The sequence below is a fragment of the Pseudomonas putida W15Oct28 genome (assembly GCF_000708715.2).
Lineage (GTDB): Bacteria > Pseudomonadota > Gammaproteobacteria > Pseudomonadales > Pseudomonadaceae > Aquipseudomonas > Aquipseudomonas putida_R.
In genome coordinates, this window is sequence record NZ_JENB01000004.1 from 202,851 (window position 1) to 212,707 (window position 9,857).

A 9,857-nucleotide genomic window follows, 5' to 3' on the forward strand; every position below is an offset into this window, starting at 1 on the left:
TTGCGCGCCCCGACTGGAAAATAAAACCGGTAACTCAGATAGCCTTGAGCGTACCTTTTGGCAGGGTTGCCGCGATGGCGCCCTTCTGGAACTTCAGCTCGACAGTGTCGGAAACTTCCAGCACAACGAAATCATCGGAAACCTTGACGATCTTGCCGGCGATGCCGCCGTTGGTGACAACTTCGTCACCTTTCTGCAAGTTGCCGAGCAGGTTCTTCTGCTCTTTGGCACGTTTGGCCTGTGGACGCCAGATCATCAGGTAGAAGATGACCAGGAAACCGACCAGGAAGATCCACTCGAAGCCGGTACCGGCTGGGCCAGCGGCAGGTGCTGCAGCGTCCGCGTATGCGGCGGGGATGAAGAAGCTCATTGGGCACTCCTAATGTAATTTTCTAATAATGGATGCAGACAGTCAGTCCAAAGGCGGTACGGGAAGCCCGCGCTTGGCGTAGAAGGCGTCGACAAAGGCGGCCAATTTACCCTGTTGAATAGCCTCGCGTAAACCGGCCATCAAGCGCTGGTAATGGCGCAAGTTGTGGATGGTATTCAGCATGCTGCTCAACATTTCGCCGCACTTGTCCAGGTGATGGAGATAGGCACGGGAGAAGTTGGTGCAGGTGTAGCAGTCACAGGTCGGATCCAGCGGCGATTCATCGTGGCGATGGAACGCATTGCGGATCTTGATCACCCCTGTATCGACGAACAGATGGCCGTTACGCGCGTTACGCGTAGGCATCACGCAGTCGAACATGTCGACGCCGCGGCGCACACCCTCAACGAGATCTTCCGGTTTGCCTACCCCCATAAGGTAACGAGGTTTGTCAGCGGGCATCATGCCCGGCAGGTAATCCAGCACCTTGATCATTTCGTGCTTGGGTTCGCCCACCGACAGGCCGCCGATGGCCAGGCCGTCGAAGCCGATGTTTTCCAGGCCTTCCAGCGAGCGCATGCGCAGGTCCTGGTACATACCACCCTGGACGATGCCGAACAGCGCCGCCGTGTTGTCGGCGTGGGCGTTCTTCGAGCGCTGGGCCCAGCGCAGCGACAGCTCCATGGAGGTACGTGCCACGTCGTGCTCCGCCGGGTACGGGGTGCACTCGTCGAAGATCATCACCACGTCCGAGCCCAGGTCACGCTGTACCTGCATCGACTCTTCAGGGCCCATGAACACCTTCGAGCCATCGACTGGCGAGGCGAAGGTCACGCCCTCTTCCTTGATCTTGCGCATGGCGCCCAGGCTGAACACCTGGAAGCCACCGGAGTCGGTGAGGATCGGGCCTTTCCACTGCATGAAGTCGTGCAGGCCGTTGTGCTTCTTGATCACCTCGGTGCCCGGGCGCAGCCACAGGTGGAAGGTGTTGCCCAGGATCATCTCGGCGCCAATGGCCTCGATATCGCGTGGCAGCATGCCCTTGACCGTGCCATAGGTACCCACCGGCATGAACGCCGGGGTTTCCACCGTGCCGCGTGGGAAGGTGATGCGACCACGACGGGCCTTGCCGTCGGTAGCCAGCAGTTCGAAGGACATTCGACAGGTGCGACTCATGCTTGATCCTCGGGGCCGCGTGGCGCCGGATTGCGGGTGATGAACATGGCATCACCGTAACTGAAGAAGCGGTACCCGTTCTCGACCGCCGCCGCGTAGGCAGCCATGGTCTCGGGGTAACCGGCGAACGCCGAGACCAGCATCAGCAGCGTGGACTCCGGCAGGTGGAAGTTGGTGACCAGGGCATCGACCACATGGAACGGCCGGCCCGGGTAGATGAAAATGTCGGTGTCGCCGCTGAAAGCCTTGAGCACGCCATCGCGCGCCGCGCTCTCCAGCGAACGCACGCTGGTGGTGCCGACCGCGATCACCCGGCCGCCACGCGCGCGGCAGGCCTCGATGGCATCGACCACATCCTGGCCCACTTCGAGCCATTCTTTATGCATGTGGTGGTCTTCGATCTTGTCGACCCGCACCGGCTGGAAGGTGCCCGCGCCCACGTGCAGGGTGACGAAGGCGCGCTCGACGCCCTTGGCGGCGATCTTTTCCAGCAGCGCCTCGTCAAAGTGCAGGCCCGCAGTGGGCGCGGCAACTGCACCGGCGCGCTGGGCGTACACGGTCTGGTAGCGCTCACGGTCGGCGCCCTCGTCGGGGCGGTCGATGTAGGGTGGCAGCGGCATATGGCCAACGCGGTCGAGCAGTGGCAGCACCTCTTCGGTGAAGCGCAGCTCGAACAGCGTGTCATGGCGCGCGACCATTTCGGCCTCGCCACCACCATCGATAAGGATGACCGCGCCCACTTTCGGTGCCTTGCTGGCACGCACATGGGCCAGCACCCGGTGGCTGTCGAGCACGCGCTCGACCAGCACTTCCAGCTTGCCGCCAGAGGCTTTCTGGCCAAACAACCGCGCCGGGATCACCCGGGTGTTGTTGAACACCATCAGGTCGCCGGGGCGCAGGTATTCGAGCAGGTCGGGGAATTGCCGGTGCGACAGCGCGCCGGTCGGCCCATCGAGCACCAGCAGACGGCTGCCATGGCGCTCGGCCAACGGGTGGCGGGCGATCAGGGAATCAGGGAGTTCGAAGGAAAAATCGGCGACACGCATGATGATGTTCGGTTCGGCAGGGCCGGGAAGTTTAGCCCAATGCGTGAAAATTGACCATGAAAGCCGATTGACCGACTAGCGGCACCTCTCTATACTGCGCGCCACACGCCCTGATGGCGGAATTGGTAGACGCGGCGGATTCAAAATCCGTTTTCGAAAGGAGTGGGAGTTCGAGTCTCCCTCGGGGCACCAAAATCCGGAAAAAACCGACCTTATGGTCGGTTTTTTTGTGCCTGCTAATCAGCCAGCAGCACAGTCGCCCCTCCACTCAACAGAAAGTTACACAAAACGTAACTTTCTGTGCACCAGGATCGCTACAGATCTACACTTGGTTTCACTGATCGTGACTTTGTGTAGAGCCACCGCCATGCGCGAACAACCCTTGCGACGTCTCTATAAAGGCCTGCAGCAGCTAGCCACTGCACAACGCTATCTGTTCACCCCCGCAGATATGCGAGCCCTGCTCCCGGACCTCACCGATATCGCCTATCGGGCTCTATTAAGCCGAGCCGCCAACGACAGCACCTTGATCAGGCTCTGCCGTGGCCTCTATCTCTACACCCCGGTAAAGCCAAATCAAGGGCTTGTTCTGTACCACGCCGCTGCACGTCTGCGAGCGAACAACCTGAACTACATCAGCCTGGAATCCGCCCTTAGCGATGCAGGCATCATTTCGCAGGTGCCCCTGAACTGGCTCACCCTGATGTCGTCTGGCCGAAGCCAGATCATACGTTGCGGCACATTCGGCACCCTTGAGTTCATCCACACCAAACGCAAGGCCGCCGACCTTCAGGGCCAGATCGACTACGACCAACGCTGCCGCTTGTGGCGCGCCAAGCCAGCCCTTGCAATCGCGGACATGAAGCGCGCCAAGCGCAGCCTTGACCTGATCGATTGGGAAATTGCCAATGAACTTGTTTGACCAGCTAGTCCAACAGGCCCTGAGCAACATACCGGACCTCGCCCCGCTACAAGTGGTCGTGGAAAAGGAGCTGCTACACCACGACATCGTGCGAATTCTGAGCGAGTCAGGGATGCTGCAAGGTCTTTGCTTCATCGGTGCCTCGGAGAACCCAAATCCAAAAAAAACCGACCTTATGGTCGGTTTTTTTGTGCCCAACGATTAAGTCGGGCTAGAGCAAACGTCCTCTCAGGGACGAACCGCTGTCACTTCGATCTCAACCCGCCAGGCAGGGTGCGCCAGGCCTGCAATCTGGAACGCCGAGCGCGCAGGAAGCACCGGCTGCTTGGCGGCTGGCCCGAAGAACTGGGTGTAGCCGGCCATGAAGCCGTCGAAATCCATCTTGCCGCCGTTCTCCGGCCCGCCCACCAGGAACACCTGCATCTTCACCACGTCAGTGAGGCCAAGACCCAGCGTTTTCAGCTGCTGCTGGATGCTTTCAAGCACATTGATGGTTTGTGCCTTGGTATCACCGTAGGCTTCCAGCGAATCCTTGGGCGCATCGGGGTGGATCACCGACGGGACAGAACCGCTCAGATAGACGATCGACTTCCCGGCAGGAATCTCTACAGCCGACGAGATAGGGAAACTACCTGCGCCATGGCGCACGATATCTTGTGCATGAACGCTGCCGACAACGGCTAAGCCCAACGCCAGTGCAGCAACGGTCTTGAAAGCGAATTTCATACTTCTCTCCTGATGGTTACACAAGAATGTACACGCATCAATGAGGCGTGTACGGGTCATTCCATTGCGATATGTGTGCTTAGAATCGATAGAGGCTGAAGGGTTTCGGGTCCAGCACCGGCGCCTTTCCAAGCAGCAGGTCCGCCGTCAACTCGGACGACACCGGGCTTTCGGTCATACCCCAACCGGTCGCGGTGTTGATGACCAAGCCTGGGTATTCGTTGACCTGCGAAATGATGGGGTTCTCATCCGGGGCGATGGCCATGGCACCGCTCCACTGATCGATCAACTTCGCATCCTTGAAGGCAGGGAACTCGACTTTGAGCTTTTCCAGAGATGCATCCAGCTCCGGGATATCCGGGGCCGCCGTCATCAGCCTGTTTTTCTCGAAGGGCGAGACTTCGTCCAGCCTCCAATGCGTGGGCTGAGTGAACGAATCGATCAGTTGCTTGTTGAGTGAGATGTGCACCGGGAAGTCGGGGATGGCCAGCAATGGCAGGTATTTATAGCCATACATGAACGACTCTTTGACCACCGGGGCAACGACGACACGCGGCGAGGTGGCGTATGTACCGTCGGCCTGCTCGCGGAAGTAGATGTTCCCTGGCAGTGCGACGTTGCCCCCCGGTGCACGGGGTGCCGCGCTGATGATTTGCTGGGACTGGTAAGCGGGCAAGGTCGGCACATCGACGCCCAGGTTCTGCATGAACAGCCTGGACCAGGCGCCGCCGGCCACGACCACGCGAGAAGTCCTGATGGCGCCCTTCTCGGTCACCACATCGGAGATGACGCCTGCCTGGGTTTCCAGGCCCCTTGCGGCGCAGTGGGTGTAGATGCGCACACCCACTTTCTTGGCGTACTCCGCCATGACAAACGATGCGCGCTCGGCATCCAGGCTACCGGAGTCTTCCTCGAAACCTGCAACCTTCCAGCTCGATGATGCGCCGCGCAGCCGCTGTTCGAGTTCATTACCTTGAATGATTCGGGTCTTGAAGGGGTTGTCCGCTGCGACTTCCCGGCTTTTGACATCGATCCACTTTCTGACGCCTTCCAGGTCTTCTTCATCGAAAGGAACTTCGACCCGGCCTTGCGTGCGATAGCTGGTATCTGCACCCACTTTGGCATTCATCTCGCGCCAACGTTGTTTGGCAAGATGGTGCAACTGGAACGTCGCATCAGGCATCTTGTAGGTCATGACCTGACCATAGAACCTGCAGGACTGCTCGCCGGCAATATCACCTTTTTCAACGACGACTACCGAGAGACCACGCTCGACAAGATTGATTGCGGTCATGAGCCCCAGAATACCAGCGCCAACAACGACGACGTCTGCCTGCTTGGGTAGCGCCCCCTCGGTGCCTTCTACAAAACCAAACCGCGGTTTGCCGGGGATCAACCTGCCTTCGCGGGTCAGCAAGGGGGTCAGAATGCCTGCGCCCGCTCCGATAGCCACGACGCCGCCGCCGATCAAAAATTTACGCCTCGTCATTCCCATGACACTTTCCTTTCCTGGTATTCGGTGTGGGTTGCATCAGCCCACAGGCGGCGAGTCACCTACCTGGCCGCCAGCCGCCGCGGTCAACTTGGCGGCCGTCGCGTGCAGGCTGATGCTTAAAATTGAAGGGCGGCTATTTTGTTGATGACCCGCTTCGGGAAAAAGCGCTGTGGGCAAATACTTAGTTCAGCCATTTTGAAACTATCATGCAGGTGACATAAATAGTTAATATGGCGACACCCAATACTCGAAAGAGGAAAGTTAGTTATGGCGAAGATTCTGGATTAGTTTCTAACGTGCGCTGAGGCAATGAATGCGGCGAATTCAGCAATCGTTTGAGATATAGCGTTCCGTGGCGACATTTCATCGCCACATATTCTGTATGGACAAAGGCATCGGCAGCCGACGGTGGCAGACCCGTCCAATGCCCAGCGCAAACTGGGCTCAATTTTCTCTGTCCGCCCTTGGTTCAGGCGCTCTTCATGCCGAGATCCTCAGCAAACCGAAGCAGGTAGCCGTCCGGGTCCTGCACCAGGAAATTGCGCTGGCCGACCAGCATGCCGCCCTGGCGGTACCAACGCTCTTCAATCGGCTTTCTGATGCTATGCCCCGCAACCCCCAGCGACGCGACCAAGGCCCGTGCATCAGCGCATTCGATCGACAGGTTGATGCCTCGACCATACGGCGGCTCCAGCGGGCCGACCCGCCAGGGTGAGTCACTCTGCCAGTCCTGCTCCAGCATCAGCTGGCTGCCACCAAAAGACAGGAAGGCAAAATGCTCTTCTGGCCGGTCGTATTCAATCTTGAAGCCGAGTACGCCGCAGTAAAATGCCAGGCTGCGAGGTAGATCAGAAACAATCAGCTCGGGCACCAAGGGATTTAGCTTAAACAATGTTCTGATTCCTTTCAGGGTAAGTCGACTGGCAACTATGAACAGGTCGCCCTGAAAAAGGTAGCTTGTCAGAGTGGTCGCCCAACGCAGCTCAATGCAGCTCACACCCATCAGATCCGCCCGAAAAAATCCCTCCTCTTTGACGCCGCCCCAATGGCTCTGGGACCTGTAGCAATACCTGCATTCTATTGGCCGCCGTCATGACTAACACTTAAGCTGTCATTCGTCGGATATATGCCGAAAGTATTGATAGCGTAATGGCACTTAGCCATAGTTGCGCTCCCATTTCTCCACGCCCTGTGTGACACATGAAAACAATCGCGCCCTGCATGGCGGCAATGATGCTGCTCAGTGGGTGCAATGGAGTGCCAACGTCGTACGTTTCAGATCCCGTCTACAGCCAGGCTTTCGTGGTCACTTCTGGTGCCCCGCTGCCAATGTTGCTGATGGCCAGCGCCATCCAGTGGAACGAGGATTACGCAGTAACCGCCAAACACACCCCCTTCCTGCGCAACGTTGTCCACGAGGGCCTCGGTGACGTGGTGTTCTTCAAGCACAAGGCCAGCGCTGTGCCGCACTGGCGCCAGTACGTGCCGGGGGAAGCCGTGACGGCGGTGGGTTTCAACAGTTTCATGATGCCGATGCAGGGCAAGGGCCATGCCCTGCCGTCACTGGTACGGCTTGAAGGTACGCCTGGCAGCGTCTTCTACTCGGTGCATGACGGCCCGATCACCAAGGGCATGTCGGGTGGGCCGGTGTTTGCCGATGACGGCAAGGTGGTAGGCATCAACGTGGCCATCATTCCCACCAGCGAGATCGACGCGGGCAAGCGCCCGGACCTGGCTGGCAAGGACCGCATCAGCGTGTTCATGTCGTTCAGCGAGATCGACAAGGAATGGCGGCGTTTTCAGTACCTGACGGCACACAAAGGCAAGCCTCAGGCACCGGCTTCGGTCAAAGGCTACGTGGCGGTTGCCGCCAAGCCGTGAGGCAGGTCGCGATTGAGGATGGAAAGCGGCTTATGATGTGCGGCTAATGGCCTCTTCGCGGGTGAACCCGCTCCCACAGGGCCTGCACAGGATTTGAGTCTTGTGCAGTACCTGTGGGAGCGGGTTTACCCGCGAAGAAGCCCTGCCAGCCAGCGCAAGAAGGACCTGCCATGCACCTGACCCACCGCCCCGTCCGGCCTGAAGACATCCCCGTCATCTGCAGCCTCCCGCAGACCCCGGACGAGCTGTTCTACATGTTCCCCAAAGCCACCTACCCCCTCACCCCCGACCAGTTGAGCGACGCCATAGCCCAACGCAGCGGCTCCACGGTAGTGGAAGGTAACGGCGCTGTTTTGGCCTTCGCCAACTTCTACAAAGCCGAACACGGCGGCGTATGCGCCCTGGGCAACGTGGTCGTGGCCCCCAGCGCCCGCGGCCTTGGTGTAGCGCGTTATCTGGTAACCGCCATGAACGAGCTGGCCCGTCAGCAGTACAGCGCCCGGGAGGTCTGGGTGTCATGCTTCAATCACAACACCGCCGGCTTGCTGCTTTATCTACAGCTGGGCTTTACACCGTTCGGCATCGAGGAGCGGCAGGCGTGGGACGGCACGCGGGTAGCGTTGGTGCAGATGAAGCAAATACTGACTTGACCGAGCTGGATCAGCGGGTCATTGCATGTGGCTGAACGAGAAGGTCCACTCCCAGGGCACGAATGACCCTCAATACAGTGTCAAAGCGAGGCTTCGCGCCAGGGCTCAGCGCCTTGTACAGGCTTTCTCTACCCAGCCCGCTCTCCGTAGCAATATGTGTCATGCCCCGTGCACGAGCGATATGGCCAAGTGCTCGAATGATTTCCTCGGTATCGCCATCTGATAGCACCTGGTTAAGGTATTCACTGATTGCCTCATCGCTGCTCAACAAGGCTGCCATATCAAACGGGATCAATTTTTCGCTCATTTCATCTCCTTCAGCAGCCTGCAAAGTTCTCCATCCTTTCAACGAGAAACATCAAATCATCATCCAATCGTATCCATATAGATACAAGCATTCAAGTCGGACCCGCCTTTCGCCACAGCCACAAAAATCCCTTGCAACATACAACCCTCGAACCTTCGCCGAGCCTCGACGTCCGATCCTGCATCCCCCGCGTTTCGAGGTACCCCGCGTGAAAGACATCATCACCCGCAAGTACCGCCTGGTCGTGAAGACCATCGGCTACATCGGCTGGTCGCTGTTCTGGCTGCTGATCTGGGATGTGCTGGTCACCATCGATTTCATGCTGTTCTTCAACAGCAAGTTCACCCTGCCGCTGATCCCGTTGACTTTGCTGGGCTCGGCGCTGGTGGTGCTGGTGAGTTTTCGCAACAGCAGCGCCTACAACCGCTGGTGGGAGGCACGCACGTTGTGGGGGGCACTGGTGAACGGGTCGCGCAGCTTCGCGCGGCAGACGCTGACCCTGATCGATGACACGGAGGATGGCCTGAACCCGGTCAAGGCCACGTTGCTGCGCCGGCATATCGCCTATGTGAACTGCCTGGCGGCGCACCTGAAGGGTGAACCGTGCCCGGACGAGTTGATGGCGTTCATTCCACCGGCAGAATTCGAGCGGCGCAACCGTTCGAACAACTTCGCCAATGACATTCTCGGCGGTTCGGCGGCCTTGCTGGCCCGGGAATACCAGGCCGGGCGGCTGGACAGTATCCGGCTGGCCAGGCTGGAGTCGACGCTGGTAGACCTGTCCAATGCCCAGGGTGGCATGGAGCGGATCGCCAACACCCCGCTGCCCTACCCTTATGTGTATTTTCCGCGGCTGTTCATCACCTTGTTCTGTTTGATCGTGCCGGTGGGGCTGGTGGAATCGCTGGGTTGGTTTACGCCGCTGGCATCGACGGTAGTAGGGTTCATGCTGCTGGCTATCGAACGGATCGGGACTGATTTGCAGAGCCCGTTCAGGTTCAGTGAGCACCAGATCCAGATGGATACCATTTGCGAGACGATCGAGCGGAACCTGGAGTCGATGCAGCGGGAGGCGCAGTGTGCTGAGGGTGTGGGGGCCTGAGGTATTTTGGGGCTGCTTTGCAGCCCATCGCGACACAAGGCCGCTCCTATGTATGGACTCGCCCACACTGTCTAGCCGCTTTTGAACATAGGAACCCGGTTGCATCTATGTATCAGGCCTATTCGAGGAAGTTTTTCACTTCTGGCCAACATCGTGGTGAGCTCGCAGCGTGCCGTTTACAT

At 58.9% G+C, this 9,857-nt stretch carries 12 protein-coding genes and 1 tRNA gene; 6 read left to right on the forward strand and 7 right to left on the reverse strand.

Annotated elements, in window-relative coordinates; translation table 11 throughout:
* Nucleotides 1-34: 34 nt before the first annotated feature.
* Genes yajC through queA form a run of 3 tightly spaced genes read right to left on the reverse strand, consistent with a single transcriptional unit; the run spans nucleotide 35 to nucleotide 2,592 of the window.
* A complete protein-coding gene (gene yajC / locus AK81_RS04295) occupies nucleotides 35-370 on the reverse strand; it encodes a preprotein translocase subunit YajC (protein WP_016484964.1) in 336 nt (111 codons plus the stop codon).
* A 42-nt stretch (nucleotides 371-412) separates the two neighbouring features.
* Nucleotides 413-1,528, reverse strand: coding sequence for a tRNA guanosine(34) transglycosylase Tgt (gene tgt, locus AK81_RS04300; RefSeq protein ID WP_016501406.1), 1,116 nt, complete (start codon nucleotides 1,526-1,528; stop codon nucleotides 413-415).
* Nucleotides 1,529-1,542: 14 nt separating this feature from the next.
* Entirely contained in the window at nucleotides 1,543-2,592 is a 1,050-nt protein-coding gene (gene queA / locus AK81_RS04305; RefSeq protein WP_043196992.1) for a tRNA preQ1(34) S-adenosylmethionine ribosyltransferase-isomerase QueA, read from the reverse strand.
* A gap of 107 nt (nucleotides 2,593-2,699) precedes the next feature.
* Here queA and AK81_RS04310 point away from each other — a divergent pair.
* The 3 genes from AK81_RS04310 to AK81_RS04320 all read left to right on the forward strand — a co-directional run bounded on the left by AK81_RS04310 (nucleotide 2,700) and on the right by AK81_RS04320 (nucleotide 3,719).
* A tRNA-Leu gene (locus AK81_RS04310) sits at nucleotides 2,700-2,784 on the forward strand.
* 175 nt (nucleotides 2,785-2,959) lie between these two features.
* A complete protein-coding gene (gene abiEi, locus AK81_RS04315; protein ID WP_043196993.1) occupies nucleotides 2,960-3,514 on the forward strand; it encodes a type IV toxin-antitoxin system AbiEi family antitoxin in 555 nt (184 codons plus the stop codon).
* Nucleotides 3,501-3,719, forward strand: a complete 219-nt coding sequence (locus AK81_RS04320) for a hypothetical protein (RefSeq protein ID WP_043196994.1) — start codon at nucleotides 3,501-3,503, stop codon at nucleotides 3,717-3,719. Before abiEi ends, AK81_RS04320 begins: the two co-directional genes overlap by 14 nt.
* A gap of 23 nt (nucleotides 3,720-3,742) precedes the next feature.
* Here AK81_RS04320 and AK81_RS04325 read toward each other — a convergent pair whose 3' ends face one another.
* The 3 genes from AK81_RS04325 to AK81_RS04335 form a co-directional block, all read right to left on the reverse strand.
* Complete coding sequence (locus tag AK81_RS04325; RefSeq protein WP_043196995.1) at nucleotides 3,743-4,240, reverse strand: RidA family protein; 498 nt, start codon at nucleotides 4,238-4,240, stop codon at nucleotides 3,743-3,745.
* 79 nt (nucleotides 4,241-4,319) lie between these two features.
* Entirely contained in the window at nucleotides 4,320-5,735 is a 1,416-nt protein-coding gene (locus tag AK81_RS04330; protein ID WP_043196997.1) for an NAD(P)/FAD-dependent oxidoreductase, read from the reverse strand.
* Between the two features lie 469 nt (nucleotides 5,736-6,204).
* Nucleotides 6,205-6,627: a bleomycin resistance protein gene (locus AK81_RS04335; protein ID WP_043196998.1), complete on the reverse strand. Its 423-nt coding sequence runs from the start codon at nucleotides 6,625-6,627 to the stop codon at nucleotides 6,205-6,207.
* 341 nt (nucleotides 6,628-6,968) lie between these two features.
* Between AK81_RS04335 and AK81_RS04340 the strand changes: the two genes are divergently transcribed.
* Nucleotides 6,969-7,616, forward strand: coding sequence for a trypsin-like peptidase domain-containing protein (locus tag AK81_RS04340; RefSeq protein WP_043197011.1), 648 nt, complete (start codon nucleotides 6,969-6,971; stop codon nucleotides 7,614-7,616).
* A 170-nt stretch (nucleotides 7,617-7,786) separates the two neighbouring features.
* Nucleotides 7,787-8,266, forward strand: a complete 480-nt coding sequence (locus AK81_RS04345) for a GNAT family N-acetyltransferase (protein ID WP_043197000.1) — start codon at nucleotides 7,787-7,789, stop codon at nucleotides 8,264-8,266.
* 10 nt (nucleotides 8,267-8,276) lie between these two features.
* Here the strand turns inward: AK81_RS04345 and AK81_RS04350 are convergent, their stop codons facing one another.
* Nucleotides 8,277-8,573: an addiction module antidote protein gene (locus AK81_RS04350; RefSeq protein WP_043197001.1), complete on the reverse strand. Its 297-nt coding sequence runs from the start codon at nucleotides 8,571-8,573 to the stop codon at nucleotides 8,277-8,279.
* Nucleotides 8,574-8,781: 208 nt separating this feature from the next.
* Between AK81_RS04350 and AK81_RS04355 the strand changes: the two genes are divergently transcribed.
* Nucleotides 8,782-9,675, forward strand: a complete 894-nt coding sequence (locus AK81_RS04355; protein WP_043197003.1) for a bestrophin family protein — start codon at nucleotides 8,782-8,784, stop codon at nucleotides 9,673-9,675.
* Nucleotides 9,676-9,857 lie beyond the last annotated feature (182 nt).